A 21,653-nucleotide genomic window follows, 5' to 3' on the forward strand; every position below is an offset into this window, starting at 1 on the left:
AGGGCTGCCGATGGCAGCCCTTTGTCGTTCGCGTGTCGCTTACTTGCGGTCTTGCAGAGCGACCAGGTCGCGCTGGGTTTCGCCGGTGTACAGCTGACGCGGACGGCCGATCTTGTACGGGCCGGAGAGCATTTCCTTCCAGTGCGAGATCCAGCCGACGGTGCGGGCGAGGGCGAAGATCACGGTGAACATGCTGGTCGGAATGCCGATGGCCTTGAGGATGATCCCCGAGTAGAAATCGACGTTCGGGTACAGTGAGCGCTCGATGAAGTAAGGATCGGTCAGGGCGATCTCTTCCAGGCGCATGGCCAGTTCCAGCTGAGGATCGTTGTTGATGCCCAGTTCCTTGAGAACTTCGTCGCAGGTCTGCTTCATCACGGTGGCGCGCGGGTCGCGGTTCTTGTAGACGCGATGACCGAAGCCCATGAGCTTGAACGGATCGTTCTTGTCCTTGGCCTTGGCGATGAACTTGTCGATGTTCGATACGTCGCCGATCTCGTCCAGCATGGTCAGTACTGCTTCGTTGGCACCGCCGTGGGCGGGACCCCAAAGGGCGGCGATGCCGGCAGCGATGCAGGCGAACGGGTTGGCGCCCGAGGAGCCGGCCATGCGCACGGTGGAGGTGGAGGCGTTCTGTTCGTGGTCGGCGTGCAGGATGAAGATGCGATCCATCGCCTTGGCCAGTACCGGGCTGATCGGTTTGATCTCGCACGGGGTGTTGAACATCATGTGCAGGAAGTTTTCCGCGTAGCTCAGGTCGTTGCGCGGGTACATCATGGGTTGGCCCATGGAGTACTTGTAGACCATCGCGGCCAGGGTCGGCATCTTGGCGACCAGGCGGATCGCGGAGATTTCGCGGTGCTGCGGGTTATTGATGTCCAGCGAGTCGTGGTAGAACGCCGACAGGGCGCCGACCACGCCGCACATCACGGCCATCGGGTGGGCGTCACGGCGGAAGCCGTTGAAGAAGGTCTTGAGCTGTTCGTGGACCATGGTGTGATTTTTCACCACGGCGACGAACTGGGCCTTCTGCTCGGCGGTCGGCAGTTCGCCGTTGAGCAGCAGGTAGCAGGTTTCCAGGTAGTCGGACTGGCTGGCCAGTTGCTCGATGGGATAGCCACGGTGCAGCAGGATACCCTGGTCGCCATCGATGTAAGTGATCTTCGACTCGCAAGAGGCGGTCGACATGAAGCCGGGGTCGAACGTGAAGCGGCCGGTGGCGGTAAGACCGCGGACATCGATCACGTCTGGACCAACGCTTCCGGTCAGAATGGGCAGCTCGACGGGGGCTGTGCCCTCGATGATCAACTGCGCTTTTTTGTCAGCCATATGGCCTCCTGTTTTATGCCTCGAATCATCAGACAGGCCCCCCACGCAGGGCCCGCATCACTATAGTGAGATAAATTCTAAAGTCAATTTGCCTAAAGTCGTGTTCCAAAGCGGCTCCGGCAATAAGAATTTTCGTATTATTCCTACTCCTTTACGCCTTTTATCCAACTGCCGCAATGCACCTTTGGCGGTTGGTCTGCGCGTTGTCATTAGTGGCCTAACTGTCTATACTCGGCGTCCGACCGCCACGGGCTTTCCAGCCAGTTTCAGGCAGTCGTCACTTCGTGGGTAGTGGGTACCTGACCAGTGCACTTCCCAACAACTTGCCCTGTTGTTTAGGGGCTCTTCAGTGTGAAAAAAAGCCGTGAAAAGCCAACGACCTGTAAATCTAGACCTAAGGACAATCAAGCTCCCAGTCACTGCTTACACGTCCATTCTTCACCGTATCTCCGGTGTCATTCTCTTCGTCGGTATTGCCATCATGCTTTATGCATTGGACAAATCCCTGGCGTCCGAGGAAGGCTTCGGTGAGGTGAAAGCGTGTCTGACCAGCCCGCTGGCGAAGCTTGTCATCTGGGGCTTGCTGTCTGCCCTTCTGTATCACCTGGTGGCTGGCGTGCGCCACCTGATCATGGACGCAGGAGTCGGCGAGACGCTGGAAGGCGGCAAGCTGGGCTCCAAAATCGTAATCGTCGTTTCTGTGGTACTGATCGTGCTGGCGGGAGTCTGGATATGGTAACCAACGTCACTAACCTTTCTCGCTCCGGCCTGTATGACTGGATGGCGCAGCGCGTCTCTGCGGTCGTGCTCGCGGCTTATTTCATCTTCCTGATTGGCTACCTCGTCACTCACCCCGGCATCGGCTTCGCCGAATGGCATGCGCTGTTCTCGAGCAACTGGATGCGTATCTTCAGTCTGCTGGCCATGGTTGCCCTGGGCGCCCACGCCTGGGTCGGCATGTGGACCATTTCCACCGACTACCTGACGCCGATGGCGCTGGGCAAGTCGGCGACTGCGATTCGTTTCCTCTTCCAGACCGTTTGCGGCGTTGCGATGTTCGCTTACTTCGTCTGGGGCGTGCAGATTCTTTGGGGTATCTGATCAATGGCTAGCACTAAAACTCTTTCTTTCGACGCCATCATCGTCGGTGGCGGCGGCGCGGGCATGCGCGCGGCCCTGCAGCTGGCTCAGGGCGGTCACAAGACTGCCGTGGTCACCAAGGTGTTCCCGACCCGTTCCCACACCGTATCGGCCCAGGGTGGCATCACCTGTGCCATCGCTTCTGCCGACCCGAACGACGACTGGCGCTGGCACATGTACGACACCGTCAAGGGGTCGGACTACATCGGTGACCAGGACGCAATCGAATACATGTGCCAGGTTGGGCCGGAAGCGGTCTTCGAGCTGGACCACATGGGTCTGCCGTTCTCGCGTACCGAGACCGGTCGTATCTATCAGCGTCCGTTCGGTGGTCAGTCCAAGGACTTCGGCAAGGGCGGCCAGGCGGCACGTACCTGCGCGGCGGCCGACCGTACCGGTCACGCCCTGCTGCACACCCTGTACCAGGCCAACCTGAAGGCCGGTACCGTGTTCCTCAACGAGTACTATGCAGTGGATCTGGTGAAGAACCAGGATGGCGCCTTCGTCGGCATCATCGCCATCTGCATCGAAACCGGCGAGACCATGTACATCCGCTCCAAGGCTACCGTACTGGCCACCGGCGGCGCGGGTCGTATCTACGCCTCGACCACCAACGCCCTGATCAACACCGGCGACGGTGTGGGCATGGCTCTGCGTGCTGGCGTACCGGTCCAGGACATCGAGATGTGGCAGTTCCACCCGACCGGTATCGCCGGCGCAGGTGTACTGGTCACCGAAGGCTGCCGTGGTGAGGGTGGTTATCTGATCAACAAGCACGGCGAGCGTTTCATGGAGCGTTACGCGCCCAACGCCAAGGACCTTGCCGGTCGTGACGTCGTGGCCCGTTCCATGGTCAAGGAAATCATCGCCGGCAACGGCTGTGGCCCGAATGGCGACCACGTGATGCTCAAGCTCGACCACCTGGGTGAGGAAGTGCTGCATGCACGTCTGCCAGGCATCTGCGAGCTGTCCAAGACCTTCGCTCACGTCGACCCAGTGCTGGCCCCGGTTCCGGTCGTGCCGACCTGCCACTACATGATGGGTGGTATCGCCACCAACATTCATGGCCAGGCCATCACCCAGGACGCCAACGGCGTCGACCAGGTCATCCACGGTCTGTTCGCGGTCGGTGAAGTGGCCTGCGTATCGGTTCACGGCGCCAACCGTCTGGGCGGCAACTCGCTGCTCGACCTGGTGGTCTTCGGCCGTGCTGCCGGCCTGCACCTGGAGAAGGCGCTGTCCGAAGGCGTCGAATACCGCGATGCCAGCGACACCGACATCGACGTCGCGCTGGGCCGCCTGAACGCTCTGAACGAGCGCACCACCGGTGAAGACGTGGCAACCCTGCGTCGCGAGCTGCAGAACTGCATGCAGAACTACTTTGGTGTGTTCCGTACCGGCGAGTACATGCTCAAGGGTATCGAGCAACTGGCTGGTCTGCGTGAGCGTATCGCCAACGTCAAGATCAACGACAAGTCCCAGGCCTTCAACACCGCGCGTATCGAAGCGCTGGAGCTGCAGAACCTGCTGGAAGTCGCCGAAGCCACCGCCGTCGCTGCCGAGGCCCGCAAGGAGTCCCGCGGTGCACATGCGCGTGAAGACTTCGAAGATCGTGATGACGAAAACTGGCTGTGCCATACCCTGTACTTCCCGGGCGAGAAGCGGGTTGCCAAGCGCTCAGTCAACTTTGCGCCGAAGACCGTACCGGCGTTCGAGCCTAAAGTCCGTACTTACTAAGGGTGGCCGCTATGTTGCAAGTCGAAGTTTATCGCTACAACCCAGATACCGACTCGGCGCCATCGACCCAGGTCTTCCAGGTCGATACCGGCGGTAAGGATCTGATGGTGCTGGATGTATTGGCACTGATCAAAGAACAGGATGAAGGTTTCTCGTATCGTCGCTCCTGCCGCGAAGGCGTGTGTGGTTCCGACGGCATGAACATCAACGGCAAGAACGGCCTGGCGTGTATCACGCCGCTGTCTGCCGTGGTCAAGAACAACAAGCTGGTCCTGCGTCCGCTGCCAGGCCTGCCGGTTATTCGTGACCTGGTCGTCGATATGAGCATCTTCTACAAGCAGTACGAGAAGGTTAAGCCTTTCCTGCAGAACGACACGCCGGCTCCGGCCATCGAGCGTCTGCAGACCCCGGAAGATCGCGAGAAGCTCGATGGTCTGTACGAGTGCATCCTGTGCGCTTGCTGCTCGACCTCCTGCCCATCCTTCTGGTGGAACCCAGACAAGTTCCTGGGCCCAGCTGCTCTGCTGCAGGCTTATCGCTTCCTGGCCGACAGTCGTGACACTCGCACCGCCGAGCGTCTGGCGTCCCTGGACGATCCGTTCAGCGTATTCCGCTGCCGCGGCATCATGAACTGCGTCAACGTCTGTCCGAAAGGCCTGAACCCTACCAAGGCCATCGGTCACGTGCGCAACATGCTGCTGGGTAGTGGCGTCTGATACACCGCTGTACCGTAGCACCGCTGTAACTGTAATCTCTGCGGCGCAGGCGCTTGTCGGCGCCGCAGTCTTAACCAGGGTGTGGCCCGTGGGCTATCGCTCTAACTTTTGAAGAAATGAGACCAGCAGGGGCATCCGGGCTGGTGCCCGGACTATCTGCGTGATCCTTAGTGGCTTGTTGCGGTCGCTGCACACGACCGTCTCAAGATTGCTCTGTGTCTTCGCCGGTGGTGTCCCCTTACCGAGGGTGACCAAGCATGCAAGAAAGCGTGATGCAGCGCATGTGGAACAGCGCCCACCTTTCCGGTGGTAACGCTGCCTATGTGGAAGAGCTTTATGAGCTCTACCTGCACGACCCTAACGCTGTGCCAGAAGAGTGGCGCACCTTTTTCCAGACGTTGCCGATCGATGGCAGCGCCGCCACAGATGTATCGCACTCGACGATCCGCGATCATTTCGTGCTGCTGGCCAAGAACCAGCGCCGTGCTCAACCGGTGTCCGCCGGCAGTGTGAGCAGCGAGCACGAGAAGAAGCAGGTTGAAGTGTTGCGGTTGATCCAGGCTTACCGTGTACGTGGCCATCAAGCGGCCCAGCTCGACCCGCTGGGGTTGTGGCAACGTCCCGTGCCGGCTGATCTGTCGATCAACCATTACGGCCTGACCAATGCGGACCTGGATACCGTGTTCCGTGCCGGCGACCTGTTCATCGGCAAGGAGGAGGCGAGCCTACGCGAAATCCTCGAGGCGTTGCAGCAGACATATTGTCGCACCATCGGCGCCGAGTTCGCCCACATCGTGGATTCCGAGCAGCGCAACTGGTTCATGCAGCGTCTGGAAAGCGTCCGTGGCCGTCCGGTGTTCTCTGCCGAGAACCAGGGTCACCTGCTTGAGCGCGTTACCGCCGCCGAAGGCCTGGAAAAGTACCTGGGCACCAAGTACCCGGGCACCAAGCGTTTCGGTCTGGAAGGCGGCGAGAGCCTCATCCCGATGCTGGACGAACTCATCCAGCGCTCCGGTTCCTATGGCGTGAAGGAAGTCGTGATCGGCATGGCCCACCGTGGCCGTCTGAACGTGCTGGTCAACACCTTCGGCAAGAACCCGCGCGAGCTGTTCGACGAGTTCGAAGGCAAGAAGATGGTCGAGCTGGGTTCCGGTGACGTCAAGTATCACCAGGGCTTCTCGTCCAACGTCATGACCGCAGGCGGCGAAGTCCACCTGGCCATGGCGTTCAACCCCTCGCACCTGGAGATCGTCTCTCCGGTGGTCGAAGGTTCCGTTCGTGCCCGTCAGGATCGCCGCAACGATTCGACCGGCGAGAAGGTCCTGCCCATTTCCATCCACGGTGATGCCGCGTTCGCGGGGCAGGGCGTGGTCCTGGAAACCTTCCAGATGTCGCAGACCCGCGGTTTCAAGACCGGCGGTACCGTGCACATCGTCATCAACAACCAGGTCGGCTTCACCATCAGCAACCCGCTGGACTCGCGCTCCACCGAGTACGCCACCGACGTTGCCAAGATGATCCAGGCGCCGATCCTGCACGTGAATGGCGACGATCCTGAAGCCGTGGTGTTCGTCACCCAGCTGGCGATCGACTACCGCATGCAGTTCAAGCGTGACATCGTCATCGACCTGGTCTGCTACCGTCGTCGCGGCCACAACGAGGCCGACGAGCCAAGCGGCACCCAGCCGCTGATGTACCAGCAGATCAGCAAGCAGCGCACGACCCGTGAGCTGTACGCCGAGCAACTGGTCAAGTCCGGTGCCTTCGACGAGGCAGGTGTACAGGCCAAGGTCGACGAATACCGTACCGCGCTGGACAACGGCCAGCACGTGGTCAAGAGCCTGGTCAAGGAGCCGAACCGCGATCTGTTCGTCGACTGGCGTCCCTACCTGGGTCACGTCTGGACCGCGCGTCACGACACCCGCTTCGACCTCAAGACCTTGCAGGAGCTGTCCGCCAAGCTGCTGGAGCTGCCTGAAGGTCTGGTCGTTCAGCGCCAGGTGCAGAAGATCTACGAAGACCGCCAGAAGATGCAGGCCGGTGGCTTGCCGATCAACTGGGGCTACGCCGAAACCATGGCCTACGCCACGTTGCTGCACGAAGGTCACCCCGTGCGCATCACCGGCCAGGACGTGGGTCGCGGTACGTTCTCGCACCGCCATGCGGTACTGCACAACCAGAAAGATGCCAGCGCCTACGTGCCGCTGAAAAATCTGGCGCCGAACCAGCCGAGCTTCGAACTGTACGACTCCTTCCTGTCCGAAGAGGCCGTGCTGGCGTTCGAATATGGCTATTCGACCACCCAGCCGAACGCGCTGGTTATCTGGGAAGCCCAGTTCGGCGACTTCGCCAACGGTGCCCAGGTCGTGATCGACCAGTTCATCACCAGTGGCGAGCACAAGTGGGGTCGCTTGTGCGGCTTGACCATGCTGCTGCCGCACGGCTACGAAGGCCAGGGTCCGGAGCACTCCTCTGCGCGTCTGGAGCGTTACCTGCAGCTGTGCGCCGAGCACAACATCCAGGTCTGCGTGCCGACCACCCCGGCTCAGATCTACCACCTGCTGCGTCGTCAGGTCATCCGTCCGCTGCGCAAGCCGCTGGTGGTCCTGTCGCCGAAGTCGCTGCTGCGTCACAAGCTGGCGATCTCGACCCTGGAAGACCTGGCCGAAGGCTCCTTCCAGACCGTGATCCCGGAAATCGACAGCCTCGATCCGGCCAAGGTAGAGCGCCTGGTACTGTGCAGCGGCAAGGTCTACTACGACCTGCTCGAGAAGCGCCGTGCCGAAGGCCGCGAAGACATCGCCATCGTGCGTATCGAACAGCTGTATCCGTTCCCCGAGGACGACCTGATGGAGGCCATCGCGCCTTATACCAACCTCAAGCATGTGGTCTGGTGCCAGGAAGAACCGATGAACCAGGGCGCCTGGTACAGCAGCCAGCACCATCTGCGTCGCAGCATGGGCAACCACAACCGCAACCTCGTGCTCGAGTATGCCGGTCGTGACGCCTCCGCCGCGCCAGCTTGTGGCTACGCTTCGATGCACGCCGAGCAGCAGGAAAAACTGCTGCAAGATGCCTTCACTGTTTAACGCCTTCGCGCATTAGTAATCGAATTAAGGAATTACAGATAATGGCTATCGAGATCAAAGCCCCTTCTTTCCCGGAATCCGTTGCCGATGGCACGATTTCCAAGTGGCACAAGCAGCCGGGCGAAGCGGTCAAGCGTGACGAACTGCTGGTCGATATCGAGACCGACAAGGTCGTCCTGGAAGTGCTGGCCGAAGCCGACGGCGTGCTGGCGTCGATCGTGAAAGGCGAGGGCGACATCGTCCTGTCCAACGAAGTGATCGCGACCCTGGACGCGGGCGCCACCGCTGCTGCCGCGCCTGCTGCCGCCGCGGCTCCTGCTGCTGCACCTGCCGCCGCTGCACCTGCCGCTGCTGCCGATGAAGACGCCATTGCCGCGCCTGCCGCGCGCAAGCTGGCCGAAGAAAACGGCATCAACCTGGCCAACGTGAAAGGCACCGGCAAAGACGGTCGTATCACCAAGGAAGACGTTGTCGCTGCCGTTGAAGCCAAGAAGTCCGGCGCCGCTGCACCGGCTGCCCAGCCGGCTGCCGCCGCTGCCGCGCCTGTGGTTGCCGCTGGCGACCGCACCGAGAAGCGTGTGCCGATGACCCGCGTGCGTGCCACCGTGGCCCGTCGCCTGGTTGAAGCCCAGTCGAACATGGCCATGTTGACCACCTTCAACGAAGTCGACATGACCGAGATCATGGCGCTGCGTGCCAAGTACAAGGACCAGTTCGAGAAGTCCCACAACGGCGTACGCCTGGGCTTCATGTCGTTCTTCGTCAAGGCCGCTACCGAAGCCCTGAAGCGCTTCCCGGCTGTCAACGCTTCCATCGACGGCAACGACATCGTCTACCACGGCTATGCGGACATCGGCGTAGCCGTTTCCAGCGACCGTGGCCTGGTGGTACCGGTACTGCGTAATGCCGAGCACATGAGCCTGGCCGAAATCGAAGGCGGCATCGCCACCTTCGGCAAGAAGGCTCGCGACGGCAAGCTGTCCATCGACGAAATGACTGGCGGCACCTTCACCATCACCAATGGCGGTACCTTCGGCTCGATGATGTCGACCCCGATCGTCAACCCGCCACAGGCCGCTATCCTGGGCATGCACAACATTCTGCAGCGCCCGATGGCCGTCAACGGCCAGGTCGTGATTCGCCCGATGATGTACCTGGCGCTGTCCTATGACCACCGTCTGATCGATGGCAAGGAAGCGGTGACGTTCCTGGTGACCATCAAGAACCTGCTGGAAGATCCGGCTCGCCTGCTGCTGGATATCTGATGTAGGGCCGCCTCAGGCAGCAGTCGGCGAGCCGCAGTTGAATGCGGCAAGACACTGCGCTTGAGGCTGTAACCCAAATGTCATTATCGTGTTGTAATGCTGGCCTGCGGTTTTCCGCAGCTCAGCTTGCAGCTTGCAGCTGATAGCTCGAAGCTAAAAAAGGAATCCTTTTATATGTCTCAGAAATTCGACGTCGTAGTGATCGGCGCGGGCCCAGGCGGCTATGTGGCGGCCATCAAGGCCGCACAACTCGGTTTCAAGACCGCGTGCATCGAGAAGTACCAGGACAAGGACGGCAAGCTGGCGCTGGGCGGTACCTGCCTGAACGTCGGTTGCATTCCTTCCAAGGCTCTGCTGGACAGCTCCTGGAAATACTACGAAGCCAAGAAGAGCTTCAACGTCCACGGTATCAGCACCGGTGACGTCTCCATCGACGTTCCGACCATGGTTGGCCGCAAGGCAACCATCGTCAAGGGTCTGACCGGCGGCGTCGCCAGCCTGTTCAAGGCCAATGGCGTCACCTCCCTGCAAGGTCACGGCAAGCTGCTGGCCGGCAAGAAGGTCGAGCTGACCAAGGTCGACGGCACTGTCGAAGTCATCGAAGCCGAACACGTTATCCTGGCTTCCGGTTCCCGTCCGATCGACATTCCGCCGGCTCCGGTCGACCAGAAGGTCATCGTCGACTCCACCGGCGCGCTGGAATTCCAACAGGTTCCTAAGCGCCTGGGCGTGATCGGTGCTGGCGTGATCGGTCTGGAGCTGGGCTCGGTATGGGCTCGCCTGGGTGCTCAGGTCACCGTCCTGGAAGCGCTGGACAAGTTCCTGCCAGCCGCTGACGAAGCCGTGGCCAAGGAAGCGCTGAAGACCTTCACCAACCAGGGTCTGGACATCAAGCTGGGCGCTCGCGTGACCGGTTCCCAGGTCAACGGCGAAGAAGTCGAAGTGACCTACACCGATGCCAACGGCGAGCAGAAGATCACCTTCGACCGCCTGATCGTGGCCGTCGGCCGTCGCCCAGTCACCACCGACCTGCTGGCCGCCGACAGTGGCGTGACCCTGGACGAGCGTGGCTACATCTACGTCGACGACTACTGCGCTACCAGCGTTCCAGGCGTCTACGCCATCGGTGACGTCGTACGTGGTCTGATGCTGGCCCACAAGGCCTCGGAAGAGGGCATCATGGTCGTCGAGCGCATCAAGGGCCACAAGGCCCAGATGAACTACAACCTGATCCCGTCGGTTATCTACACCCACCCGGAAATCGCGTGGGTCGGCAAGACCGAGCAGACCCTCAAGGGTGAAGGCGTCGAAGTCAACGTCGGGACCTTCCCGTTCGCTGCCAGCGGCCGTGCCCTGGCTGCCAACGACACCGGCGGTTTCGTCAAGATCATCGCCGACGCCAAGACCGACCGCGTACTGGGTGTACACGTGATCGGCCCGAGCGCTGCAGAACTGGTTCAACAGGGTGCGATCGCCATGGAATTCGGCTCCAGCGCCGAAGACCTGGGCATGATGGTCTTCTCCCACCCGACTCTGTCCGAAGCGATGCACGAAGCGGCACTGGCAGTGAATGGCGGCGCCATCCACATCCAGAACCGCAAGAAGCGCTAAGACACGGAAACCTCGGCGGGGTGCCCGTCGTGAGTCCTGTTCCCAGGGCTCACCGCGGAAAGCCCGTCGGACTCGACCTCTCAGGCGGCTGCGGAATTTCCCGCAGTCGACCCGGAGTAGCGGTCACAGGTGGTGCGGCACACCCGATGTGCAGCACCGAATGCGCAATGCCTAAACAAAGACGGTAATAAGCATGAATCTTCACGAGTATCAGGGTAAGCAGCTGTTCGCTGAGTACGGCCTGCCAGTATCCAAGGGCTTTGCAGTAGACACCCCGGAAGCAGCCGCAGAAGCTTGCGACAAGATCGGCGGCAACGAGTGGGTCGTAAAAGCTCAGGTTCACGCTGGTGGCCGCGGTAAAGCGGGCGGCGTCAAGCTGGTTCGCAGCAAGGAAGACGCAGCTGCTTTCGCTCAGCAGTGGCTGGGCAAGCGTCTGGTGACCTACCAGACCGACGCCAATGGTCAGCCAGTGACCAAGATCCTGGTCGAATCCTGCACCGACATCGCCAAGGAACTTTACCTGGGCGCTGTAGTAGACCGTTCCAGCCGTCGTATCGTGTTCATGGCCTCCACCGAAGGCGGCGTGGACATCGAGAAGATCGCTCACGACACTCCTGAGAAGATTCTCAAGGCCACCGTTGACCCGCTGGTTGGCGCTCAGCCTTACCAGGGCCGCGAGCTGGCTTTCCAACTGGGCCTGCAAGGCGACCAGATCAAGCAGTTCACCAACATCTTCGTTGGCCTGGCCAAGCTGTTCCAGGACTACGACCTGGCCCTGCTGGAAATCAACCCGCTGGTGATCAAGGCCGACGGCAACCTGCACTGCCTGGATGCCAAGATCAACATCGACAGCAACGCTGTCTACCGTCAGCCCAAGCTGAAGGCTTTCCACGATCCTTCGCAGGACGACCCTCGCGAAGCTCACGCTGCCAAGTTCGAACTGAACTACGTGGCCCTGGAAGGCAACATCGGCTGCATGGTCAACGGTGCCGGTCTGGCCATGGGTACCATGGACATCGTCAACCTGCACGGCGGCAAGCCAGCCAACTTCCTTGACGTAGGCGGCGGCGCGACCAAAGAGCGCGTAACCGAAGCCTTCAAGATCATCCTGTCCGACAGCAACGTGGCGGCAGTGCTGGTCAACATCTTCGGCGGCATCGTTCGCTGCGACATGATTGCCGAAGGCATCATCGGCGCCGTGAAAGAAGTCGGCGTGAAAATCCCGGTCGTTGTTCGCCTCGAAGGCAACAACGCTGAACTGGGCGCTAAAGTACTGGCAGAAAGTGGCTTGAACATCATCGCAGCTACCAGCCTGACCGATGCTGCTCAACAAGTTGTCAAAGCTGCGGAGGGCAAGTAATGAGCGTTCTGATCAATAAAGACACCAAGGTTATCTGCCAGGGCTTCACCGGCTCGCAAGGTACCTTCCACTCCGAACAAGCCATCGCCTACGGCACCCAGATGGTTGGCGGCGTGACTCCGGGCAAAGGCGGCACCACTCACCTGGGCCTGCCAGTGTTCAACACTGTCAAGGAAGCCGTTGAAGCCACCGGCGCCGATGCTTCGGTGATCTACGTTCCGGCTCCTTTCTGCAAGGACTCGATCCTGGAAGCCGCATTCGCCGGCATCAAGCTGATCGTGTGCATCACCGAAGGCATTCCTACCCTGGACATGCTGGATGCCAAGGTCAAGTGCGACGAGCTGGGCGTACGCCTGATCGGCCCTAACTGCCCGGGTGTCATCACTCCAGGCGAGTGCAAGATCGGCATCATGCCAGGTCACATCCACCTGCCAGGCAAGGTCGGTATCGTTTCGCGTTCCGGCACCCTGACCTACGAAGCCGTCAAGCAGACCACTGACGCCGGTTTCGGTCAGTCCACCTGCGTCGGTATCGGTGGTGACCCGATTCCAGGCTCCAACTTCATCGACATCCTGAAGCTGTTCCAGGAAGACCCGAAGACCGAAGCGATCGTCATGATCGGTGAGATCGGCGGTTCCGCTGAAGAAGAAGCTGCTGCCTACATCAAGGCCAACGTGACCAAGCCAGTGGTTTCCTACATCGCTGGTGTGACTGCTCCTCCGGGCAAGCGCATGGGCCACGCAGGCGCGATCATCTCTGGCGGCAAAGGCACTGCGGACGAGAAATTCGCCGCTCTGCAAGACGCTGGCGTGAAGACCGTTCGTTCCCTGGCTGACATCGGCAAGGCTCTGGCCGAGCTGACCGGTTGGGAAATGAAGAAGTAAGTCATACTTGCTTCGTACAAAGGCCACCTTCGGGTGGCCTTTGTCTTTTCTGCACGTCTGACCCTCTACAAGGGCTTCAGCCGCGAGGGCAGCGACGCATTCTCGCTGACGTTCGGGTTTCTTCGCGGCCGAGCCGCTGCTCCCATCATTGGCTTTGCGAGCATATCGTGCATGCAGCCGGCAAATACTGTCGTTCATGCGTCATTGAAAGCCTTGAAACCGTGCAGATCATCGGTATTGCGCCCTTTACTAGTGCGTTTTGTGCGTTATTTCGATAGCCTTGCACGCTTCGCGGTGCGGCCCGGCTCCCACAAGGACCCGAGGCGCTGCACGCCTGCTTCACGAGAGCGGCAAATTTCCCCTGTCCCTATCCGGCCACGCGGGAGTCTTCTTTATCGTTCCTGATCCGGCAGTGTGGTTTTCCTAGATGAAAGTATTGAAAGGCCGGGACATCCTGGCACTGGGCTTCATGACGTTCGCCCTGTTCGTAGGGGCTGGTAACATTATTTTTCCGCCCATCGTCGGCCTGCAGGCCGGTCCTAACGTGTGGGCCGCGGCCTTGGGTTTCCTGGTCACCGCCGTGGGCCTTCCGGTCCTGACCGTCATCGCCCTGGCGCGTGTCGGTGGCGCCATGGACAGCCTCAGCACTCCAATCGGCCGCGTCGCTGGCCTGATCCTCGCCACCGTCTGTTACCTGGCCGTGGGGCCGTTCTTCGCCACCCCGCGCACCGCCACGGTGTCCTTTGAAGTGGGCGTCGCCCCGCTGACCGGTGATACGCCCCTGGCGCTGTTTCTCTACAGCCTCGTGTACTTCCTGATCGTGCTGGTGGTGTCGTTGTATCCCGGCCGCCTGCTGGACACCGTTGGTCGTTTCCTGGGCCCGTTGAAGATCATTGCCCTGGGCGTGCTGGGCGTGGCGGCCTTCGTGATGCCCGCCGGTGATATTGGTGCGGCGCTGCCGGCCTACAGCAATGGAGCATTTTCCAAGGGTTTCACCGAAGGCTATCTGACCATGGATACCCTGGGTGCGCTGGTGTTCGGCATCGTGATCGTCAACGCCATCCGTTCGCGGGGCGTGGAGTCGCCAAAGCTGATTACCCGTTATGCCGTGATCGCCGGCGTGATCGCCGGAGTAGGGCTTGCGCTGGTGTACATCAGCCTGTTCCGTCTGGGGTCGGGCAGCCACGCGATTGCCGCAGGTGCCAGTAACGGTGCGGCGGTGCTGCATGCCTATGTGCAATACAGTTTCGGCACGCTGGGCAGTGGCTTCCTGGCCGCGCTGATCGCCCTGGCCTGTCTGGTGACAGCCGTCGGTCTGACCTGTGCCTGCGCCGAGTATTTCAGCCGCCTGCTGCCACTTTCGTATCGTACGCTGGTGATAGGCTTGGCCGGGTTCTCGCTGCTGGTTTCCAACCTCGGCCTGACCCGCCTGATCGAAGTGTCGGTACCCGTGCTGACCGGCATCTACCCGCCTTGCATCGTGCTGGTCGCCCTGAGCTTCTGCCATGGCCTGTGGCGCCACCCAAGCCGTGTCGTTGCGCCGGTGATGCTGGTGTCGCTGTTGTTCGGTGCAGTGGATGCCATCAAGACGGCAGGCCTGACCGAGTATCTGCCGCAGGCGCTGGCGAACCTGCCGCTGAGTGCGCAAGGTCTGGCCTGGCTGGTGCCTTCGGTTATCACGCTCGCCTTCATGGTGGCCGTGGATCGCTGGCTGGGCGCGCCGCGCGAGTCGCTGGCCTAAGCAGTACAGCGGTCGGAAACAATGAATGGCGTTAAGCCATATAAACATCGAGCTGCGTTTGAAAATAATAAGGCCCGCACTAAGCGGGCCTTATTATTTATATCGGGGAACTTATTGCTTCGGCGCGGTTTCCGGCGTAGTGGCCGGTGCCTGGCTGGCGTTTTCCTGGGCGCGTTGTTGGGCGGCTTCTGCATTCTTCTGCGCCGCTTCCTGGCTTTCCTTGGCCGCGTCGTTCACTTTTTCCTGGGCCTTCTCCATGGACTCCTGGGACTGCTGGGCCGCTTTATTGGCCTCTTGCTGGGTGTTCTCGGATTTCTTGTCGCAGGCGGTCAGGCCGACGGCAGCAGCAAGCATCAAGGCATAGGCAAAAGATTTACGCATGGGGTGTTTCTCCTTATTGAATACCTAACGTGCCTAAGAGCCTGACACTTCATCGTAAGTTCCAGCGATTCGTCAGAATATTAAAGTGATATGAATGGGGAACTTTCAGGCGGCTGTGAAACTTGCTTCGTGTTGTTGCAAAGTTGCAACACAATGCACTGATTGACGCGCGGCAGCTTCAAGCGGCGGTTCTTTATGCGCGGGGCTCTTGAAATCCTCGACGGCGTCCCCACCTAGATGACAACCCGCTGCCAGCCACCGCGCCCTCGGCAGCTTGTGCCATCTGATTGGAGTTTGATGACCATGAGTGTGGAAACTCAAAAGGAAACCCTGGGCTTCCAGACCGAGGTAAAGCAACTGCTGCACCTCATGATCCACTCGCTGTATTCCAACAAGGAAATTTTCCTGCGCGAGTTGATCTCCAACGCTTCGGATGCCGTCGATAAGCTGCGCTTCGAGGCGCTGGCCAAGCCTGAGCTGCTCGAAGGTGGTGCCGAGCTGAAGATTCGCGTCAGCTTCGACAAGGACGCCAAGACCGTCACCATCGAAGACAACGGCATCGGTATGAGCCGCGACGATGTGATCGCTCACCTGGGCACCATCGCCAAGTCGGGCACTGCCGACTTCATGAAGAACCTCACCGGCGACCAGAAGAAGGACTCGCACCTCATCGGCCAATTTGGTGTGGGCTTCTATTCGGCGTTCATCGTCGCCGACCAGGTCGACGTGTTCACCCGTCGTGCCGGCCTGCCAGCCAGCGAGGGCGTGCATTGGTCGTCGAAAGGCGAGGGCGAGTTCGAGGTGGCCAACGTCGAGAAGGACGAGCGCGGTACCCGTATCGTGCTGCACCTCAAGAACGGCGAAGAAGAGTTCGCCGACGGCTGGCGTCTGCGCAACATCGTCAAGAAGTATTCCGATCACATCGCCTTGCCCATCGAGCTGCCCAAGCAGCAGGCTGCAGCAGAGGGTGAAGAAGCGCCGGCCGAAGAGTGGGAAACCGTCAACCGTGCCAGCGCCCTGTGGACCCGTCCGCGTACCGAGATCAAGGACGAGGAATACCAGGAGTTCTACAAGCACATCGGTCATGACTTCGAGAATCCGCTGAGCTGGAGCCACAACAAGGTCGAAGGCAAGCTGGAGTACAGCTCGCTGCTGTACGTACCGGCGCGTGCACCGTTCGACCTGTATCAGCGTGAAGCACCTCGTGGCCTGAAACTCTACGTGCAGCGCGTGTTCATCATGGACCAGGCCGAGTCGTTCCTGCCGCTGTACCTGCGCTTCATCAAGGGGGTGGTGGACTCCAACGACCTGTCGCTGAACGTTTCCCGCGAGATCCTGCAGAAGGATCCGATCATCGACTCGATGAAGTCGGCACTCACCAAGCGTGTGCTGGACATGCTGGAGAAACTGGCCAAGAACGAGCCCGAACAGTACAAGGGCTTCTGGAAGAATTTCGGTCAGGTGCTCAAGGAAGGTCCCGCCGAAGACTTCGCCAACAAGGAGAAGATCGCCGGCCTGCTGCGTTTCGCCTCGACCTCCGACGAGAGCGGCGAGCAGAGTGTGTCCCTGGCCGACTACCTGGCTCGCGCCAAGGAAGGTCAAGACAAGATCTACTACCTCACCGGCGAATCCTATGCGCAGGTGCGTAACAGCCCGCACCTGGAAGTATTCCGCAAGAAAGGCATCGAGGTGCTGCTGCTCACCGATCGTATCGACGAGTGGCTGATGAGCTACCTGACCGACTTCGACGGCAAGGGCTTCGTCGATGTGGCTCGCGGTGACCTGGACCTGGGCAAGCTGGACTCCGAAGAGGACAAGAAGGCCCAGGAAGAAGTCGCCAAGGAGAAGGAAGGTCTGGTCGAACGCCTGAAGACCGCCTTGGGTGAGTCGGTGAGCGAAGTGCGCGTCTCGCACCGTCTGACCGACTCTCCGGCGATCCTGGCCATCGGCGAGCAGGACCTCGGCCTGCAGATGCGTCAGATCCTCGAGGCCAGCGGCCAGAAGGTTCCGGACTCCAAGCCGATCTTCGAATTCAACCCGGCCCACCCGTTGATCAACAAGCTCGACGGCGAGCCGGACGAAGACCGCTTCGTCGAGCTGTCGCACATTCTCTTCGATCAGGCGGCCCTGGCCGCTGGCGACAGCCTGAAGGACCCCGCCGCCTACGTGCGCCGTCTGAACAAGCTGCTGGTCGAGTTGTCGGTGTGATGAACGCCTGAATGAAAACCCGCTTCGGCGGGTTTTCTGTTTCTGCAATGAATGATATTCCCACCGTTCGTTAAGGAGTCATTGATGAACAACAATGTGACCGTTCGTACCCTGACCTGGCAGATCGACGGGCAAGTCTTCGAAGGGCGCCTGGCCTATCCGGCCGAGCCTGGTCCTGCGCGTCCGGGCCTGCTCATGGCGCCGAACTGGATGGGCGTCAGCCAGGGCGCCGAAGCCATCGCTCGTGAAGTGGCGGGGCAGGGGTATGTGGTATTGCTCGCCGACCTGTACGGCCAATCCGTGCGTCCGACGAACGGTGACGAAGCCGGGGCCGCGATGATGCCGCTGAAGGACGACCGAGCGTTGCTGCGCCAGCGTATGCAGGTGGCCCTGACGCAGCTGCTGGCGCAGAGCGACGTCGGCCTCGACCCGCAGCGTATCGCCAGCTTCGGTTTCTGCTTCGGTGGCTGCTGTGCCTTGGAACTGGCGCGTGCCGGTGCCGACCTGAAGGCCGCAGTGTCCTTCCATGGCACCCTGGATACGCCTGATCCGGCCGATGCCAGGAACATCAAGGGTTCGGTGCTGGTGTTGCATGGCGCCATCGATCCGTTGGTGCCTGATGAGCAACTGCCAGCGTTCGAGGCAGAGATGGAAGCGGCCGGTGTCGACTGGCAGCTCACCAGCTATGGCGGCGCCGCGCATTCCTTTACCGACCCGGCGGCCAACGTGCCGGGCAAGATGATGTACGACGCCAAGGTCTCCAAGCGGGCGTTCACCAGCATGTACAACCTGCTGTGTGAAGTCTTCGCCTGACACGGATACAGGTCAGCCAGGCCTCGGTAGCAGCGGCTTCACATTCGCAGCAGATGCAGTGAATGTCCTGGTTCTGTAGCGGCTAAAGCAATACTGTTCAGTTAGGCGCTTTGCGGCTCTGTGGGAGCGAGCTTCCTCGCGAAAAGCTGGCAAAGTCGCTGAACCTGCGGTGAACGTGACGTCGTCTTCGCGAGCAAGCTCGCTCCCACGGCCTGAACTGTCTTGCGGCGAAAGCCGCTTGCCGGCGGCAGAGTCGAGTGTCCGGCGTCAGGTCGGCCATTCGATCCTGCCGTTCTCTCCTGGCACCACAGGCCAGTCTCCGTCTACCCAGCGCTGCTGGGCCTGCTCGATCAGCGCCAGGTCACTGGCCACGAAATTCCATCTCATGCGTCGTGGACCATCCAGCGGGGCTCCGCCGAGTAACACCGCGTGGCAGTCTGAGTCGGCGCACAGGTTCGGTGTTTCGCCCGGCTCCAGTACCACCAGCGTGCGACGCTGCAGCGGCTCGCCATCCAGGCTGGCATCGCCATCGAGCAGATACAGCGCGCGCTGTTCGTGCTCGCTGGGAATCGCCAGCGTGGTGGCGGTCGCCATATGCAACTCGGCGTACAGCGTCGCTGACAGCACAGGAACTGGCGAGCGCAGGCCAAAGCCTTCGCCGGCGATCAGGCGGATGCGAATACCCAGGTTGTCAGTCTGCGGCAATTGCGATGCCGGGTGATGGCTGTAGGCGCTCTGGCCCTGTTCGTGGTCCCGCGGCGACGCCAGCCACACTTGCAGGCCATGCAGCCGCGAGCCGCTTTGCCGAAGTGCCAGCGGGGTTCTCTCGACATGCGCAATGCCTTTGCCGGCGTTCATCCAGCTGACCTCGCCGGGGCTTACCTGCTGATCGCTGCCCAGGCTGTCCTTGTGCTGCAGCTGACCTTCGAAGAGATAGGTGAGGGTCGACAGACCGATGTGCGGATGCTGCTGGATGTCCATGCCGCTGCCGGGAGCGTAGGTATGCGGCAGCATGTGATCGAAGAACACGAATGGCCCAACGCTGCGACAGCGAGCCGAAGGCAGGGGGCGCAGGATCGGATGGCCCTCGACGGTTTCGGGCCGTGGGGTGATGGTCAGCATGGCTGCCCTCCAGTGAGTGTCTACGCCAGCGCTATCAGTACACCAGCATGACTTCTACCCCTACGGGCGCGGCATATTCGGCCATGCGCCGGCGCGACAGCTCGAAATGCTCACGGACGATTTCCGCTGCCGCTTGCGGATCGCGGCGCTCGATGGCTTCGATCATCTGATCGTGCTGGGCACAGGCCAGCTCCAGGTCCTGCTGCATGTCGGGGCTGGTTGGATGCCGGTAGAAGGTCTTGCCCAAGCGTGCATGATCGATCAGCAACCGACGCAGGCTGGGCATCAGGTAGTCGTTATGGGCCATCTTGCCGATTTCCAGATGGAACTCGTCGTTGTAGATGATGCGGTTCTCGACGTCCTTGGCTTCGATGGCCTGGCGGAACTGCGCCTGGATGGCGCGCAGTTTTTCGATTTCCGCTGCGCTGGCGTGCAGGGCTGCCAGCTGGGTGGTCGCGATGTACACCAGAGGGGCAGCGAGGAAGAAGCTGTGCAGCGATTCGTGGCTCATGGCCGCGACCCGTGGGGCGCGGTTGGCTTCCAGTTCGATATAGCCTTCTGCGGCGATCTGGCGCAGGAGTTCGCGCACCGGCGGACGAGAAAGGCCGAATTCGTCGCACAGCGCCAGCTCATCGACCACCGCGCCCGGTGCCAGCTCCATGCTGAGGATGCGCCGACGCAAGGTGTCGCCGAGCACGACCTTGCGATCGGGAGAAATATCGGGTTCGGGGGCGGCTTTCATCGTGGGTTTTCTGATCGTCATGATGGATTGTCTGCTATTTGTATTACGGATATTGAAAGCTGGCCCTGCGCCTGTCCACCGGTTTTTCGCCTGGCTCCGCGCGCCGGAATCCTTCTGATGCCGCTGCCGACCACCCATCCAGAAAAGCGCTCGTCGCCCATTCGTAAAAACGACAGGGTCCTGTTCGACAGCGACAAGCGCACAACCTTGAATTCACTCGCTAATCGCTTGAAAGCCAAGGAAAACCTGGCGTTCAGCTGTATTTTTTGAGTTTTATTTAGGTATACACAAAGAATACATTTCCGTTGACCGCCGTTCTTGCGCATGCGAGTCTCGCCTCATCAACTCGCGCATGCGGGGGCTGGACACCGTTCAGGCTGATCCCTGCCTTGCATGCGCAAAGAGCGCAACGCCTCGTCCTGCCAGCAAGTCGATGTCGGGTGTGAGCTCTCAAGCAGAACAAAAAGAATAACCAGCCGTGTTCCTGTGACACGGCTGTTTGAAGAGCGGGGCTTCCCATCAGAGGCCCGAACACTTGTGTACCAGGGGAATGAACCATGAAACGTTTGTTTAAGGCGCTTTGTGCATTGTCGGTTGTCGCCATGGCCGCCGCACCAGTTCACGCAGAAGAGAAAGTCATCAACATGGGGACCATTTCCTATGAAGATGTCACCCCCATCACCGGTATCACCAAGAAGGTACTGGAAGACTCCGGCTATACCGTGAAGGTCACCACCTTCTCCGAATGGGGCATCGCCTACGCCGCCTTGAGCAAGGGCGATATCCAGATTCTTGCCTCGCAGATCGACTACGTCGCCCAGGACTACTGGAACAAGAACAAGAACCGCCTGGAGAAAATCTCGCCGGTCTCCCATGGCCTCTACCAAGGTGTCGCGGTACCCAAATATGTACCGGTCGACTCGCTGGAGCAGCTCAACGACAACGCCGACAAATTCAACAATCGCATCGTCGGTATCGAGCCGGGTTCGGGGCTGATGAATGAAGCCAGTGCGGCAGTCAAGGCGTACGGCATCAAGCTCAACCTCATCGAAGGCAGCAGCGCGGCCATGAGCGCGGCGCTCAAGTCTGCCGTGGACCGCAAGGAATGGATCGCCGTGACGGTCTGGGAACCGTCCTGGATGACGCAGAAATACGACGTCAAGTTCCTCAAGGACCCCAAGGGCATCTTCGCTCCGCCACAGAGCTACTACTGGATCGGTCGCAAGGGCTTTTCGGCGGAAAACCCGCAAGCGCGCGAGACCATCGCGGGCATCTATGTACCGCTGTCGGTGATCACCTCCATCAACGGCGAAGTGAAAGACGGCAAGACCATGGACCAGGCAGTCAAGGACTGGACCGACAACAATGCCGACCTCGTCAAGCGCTGGGAAAACATGAAGAAATACTGAGGCGCTGACCCGCCCCGCGGCCGTCTCGTCAATTCCCGGCATCACTGTCGCCGGGATGTCAGGCGGCCCTTATCTGCCGAACTTGATATCAATAATCAGACCAGAA

The 21,653-nt window shown here is 60.5% G+C and carries 18 protein-coding genes; 14 read left to right on the plus strand and 4 right to left on the minus strand.

The annotated features are described in order from the left end of the window. Positions 1 to 39 precede the first annotated feature (39 nt). A complete protein-coding gene (gene gltA, locus QZ497_RS01285) occupies positions 40 to 1,329 on the minus strand; it encodes a citrate synthase (protein WP_295470377.1) in 1,290 nt (429 codons plus the stop codon). 364 nt (positions 1,330 to 1,693) lie between these two features. On the opposite strand from gltA, the gene sdhC reads away from it, so the two are divergent. The 10 genes from sdhC to brnQ all read left to right on the plus strand — a co-directional run bounded on the left by sdhC (position 1,694) and on the right by brnQ (position 14,872). Further along, complete coding sequence (gene sdhC / locus QZ497_RS01290) at positions 1,694 to 2,068, plus strand: succinate dehydrogenase, cytochrome b556 subunit (protein WP_056840038.1); 375 nt, start codon at positions 1,694 to 1,696, stop codon at positions 2,066 to 2,068. Next, complete coding sequence (gene sdhD / locus QZ497_RS01295; protein WP_295470383.1) at positions 2,062 to 2,430, plus strand: succinate dehydrogenase, hydrophobic membrane anchor protein; 369 nt, start codon at positions 2,062 to 2,064, stop codon at positions 2,428 to 2,430. The genes sdhC and sdhD overlap by 7 nt, the downstream gene beginning before the upstream one ends. 3 nt (positions 2,431 to 2,433) lie before the next feature. Then, entirely contained in the window at positions 2,434 to 4,206 is a 1,773-nt protein-coding gene (gene sdhA / locus QZ497_RS01300; protein ID WP_295470385.1) for a succinate dehydrogenase flavoprotein subunit, read from the plus strand. An 11-nt stretch (positions 4,207 to 4,217) separates the two neighbouring features. Further along, positions 4,218 to 4,922 carry a succinate dehydrogenase iron-sulfur subunit gene (locus tag QZ497_RS01305; RefSeq protein WP_295470387.1) on the plus strand — a complete coding sequence of 235 codons (705 nt, stop codon included), beginning with the start codon at positions 4,218 to 4,220 and terminating at the stop codon, positions 4,920 to 4,922. Between the two features lie 257 nt (positions 4,923 to 5,179). After that, positions 5,180 to 8,011 carry a 2-oxoglutarate dehydrogenase E1 component gene (locus tag QZ497_RS01310; protein WP_295470390.1) on the plus strand — a complete coding sequence of 944 codons (2,832 nt, stop codon included), beginning with the start codon at positions 5,180 to 5,182 and terminating at the stop codon, positions 8,009 to 8,011. Between the two features lie 41 nt (positions 8,012 to 8,052). Continuing rightward, a complete protein-coding gene (gene odhB / locus QZ497_RS01315) occupies positions 8,053 to 9,276 on the plus strand; it encodes a 2-oxoglutarate dehydrogenase complex dihydrolipoyllysine-residue succinyltransferase (RefSeq protein ID WP_295470392.1) in 1,224 nt (407 codons plus the stop codon). Between the two features lie 174 nt (positions 9,277 to 9,450). Then, positions 9,451 to 10,887, plus strand: a complete 1,437-nt coding sequence (gene lpdA, locus QZ497_RS01320; protein WP_295470395.1) for a dihydrolipoyl dehydrogenase — start codon at positions 9,451 to 9,453, stop codon at positions 10,885 to 10,887. Between the two features lie 193 nt (positions 10,888 to 11,080). Next, positions 11,081 to 12,247: an ADP-forming succinate--CoA ligase subunit beta gene (gene sucC / locus QZ497_RS01325; protein ID WP_295470396.1), complete on the plus strand. Its 1,167-nt coding sequence runs from the start codon at positions 11,081 to 11,083 to the stop codon at positions 12,245 to 12,247. Beyond that, a complete protein-coding gene (sucD, locus tag QZ497_RS01330; protein WP_295470399.1) occupies positions 12,247 to 13,131 on the plus strand; it encodes a succinate--CoA ligase subunit alpha in 885 nt (294 codons plus the stop codon). The genes sucC and sucD overlap by 1 nt, the downstream gene beginning before the upstream one ends. Positions 13,132 to 13,558: 427 nt before the next feature. Continuing rightward, complete coding sequence (gene brnQ, locus QZ497_RS01335) at positions 13,559 to 14,872, plus strand: branched-chain amino acid transport system II carrier protein (protein ID WP_295470401.1); 1,314 nt, start codon at positions 13,559 to 13,561, stop codon at positions 14,870 to 14,872. Positions 14,873 to 14,983: 111 nt separating this feature from the next. On the opposite strand, the gene QZ497_RS01340 is transcribed toward brnQ, so the two are convergent. After that, on the minus strand, positions 14,984 to 15,253 hold the full coding sequence (locus QZ497_RS01340; protein ID WP_295470403.1) for a hypothetical protein: 270 nt from the start codon (positions 15,251 to 15,253) through the stop codon (positions 14,984 to 14,986). Positions 15,254 to 15,556: 303 nt separating this feature from the next. On the opposite strand from QZ497_RS01340, the gene htpG reads away from it, so the two are divergent. Further along, a complete protein-coding gene (gene htpG / locus QZ497_RS01345; protein WP_295470406.1) occupies positions 15,557 to 17,461 on the plus strand; it encodes a molecular chaperone HtpG in 1,905 nt (634 codons plus the stop codon). A gap of 84 nt (positions 17,462 to 17,545) precedes the next feature. Continuing rightward, positions 17,546 to 18,274, plus strand: coding sequence for a dienelactone hydrolase family protein (locus tag QZ497_RS01350; protein WP_295470410.1), 729 nt, complete (start codon positions 17,546 to 17,548; stop codon positions 18,272 to 18,274). A gap of 267 nt (positions 18,275 to 18,541) precedes the next feature. Here the strand turns inward: QZ497_RS01350 and QZ497_RS01355 are convergent, their stop codons facing one another. Both QZ497_RS01355 and QZ497_RS01360 read right to left on the minus strand, forming a co-directional pair. After that, entirely contained in the window at positions 18,542 to 19,396 is an 855-nt protein-coding gene (locus tag QZ497_RS01355) for a pirin family protein (protein WP_295470412.1), read from the minus strand. 34 nt (positions 19,397 to 19,430) lie between these two features. Further along, the gene (locus QZ497_RS01360) at positions 19,431 to 20,138 is read right to left on the minus strand and encodes a GntR family transcriptional regulator (RefSeq protein ID WP_295470415.1); all 708 of its coding nucleotides are present in this window, start codon (positions 20,136 to 20,138) and stop codon (positions 19,431 to 19,433) included. Positions 20,139 to 20,255: 117 nt separating this feature from the next. On the opposite strand from QZ497_RS01360, the gene QZ497_RS01365 reads away from it, so the two are divergent. Together QZ497_RS01365 and QZ497_RS01370 are read left to right on the plus strand one after the other, a co-directional pair. After that, positions 20,256 to 20,408, plus strand: coding sequence for a hypothetical protein (locus QZ497_RS01365; protein WP_295470417.1), 153 nt, complete (start codon positions 20,256 to 20,258; stop codon positions 20,406 to 20,408). A gap of 287 nt (positions 20,409 to 20,695) precedes the next feature. Further along, entirely contained in the window at positions 20,696 to 21,547 is an 852-nt protein-coding gene (locus QZ497_RS01370) for a glycine betaine ABC transporter substrate-binding protein (protein WP_295470419.1), read from the plus strand. Positions 21,548 to 21,653: the final 106 nt, after the last annotated feature.

It is taken from the genome of uncultured Pseudomonas sp. (assembly GCF_913777995.1).
Classification (GTDB): domain Bacteria; phylum Pseudomonadota; class Gammaproteobacteria; order Pseudomonadales; family Pseudomonadaceae; genus Aquipseudomonas.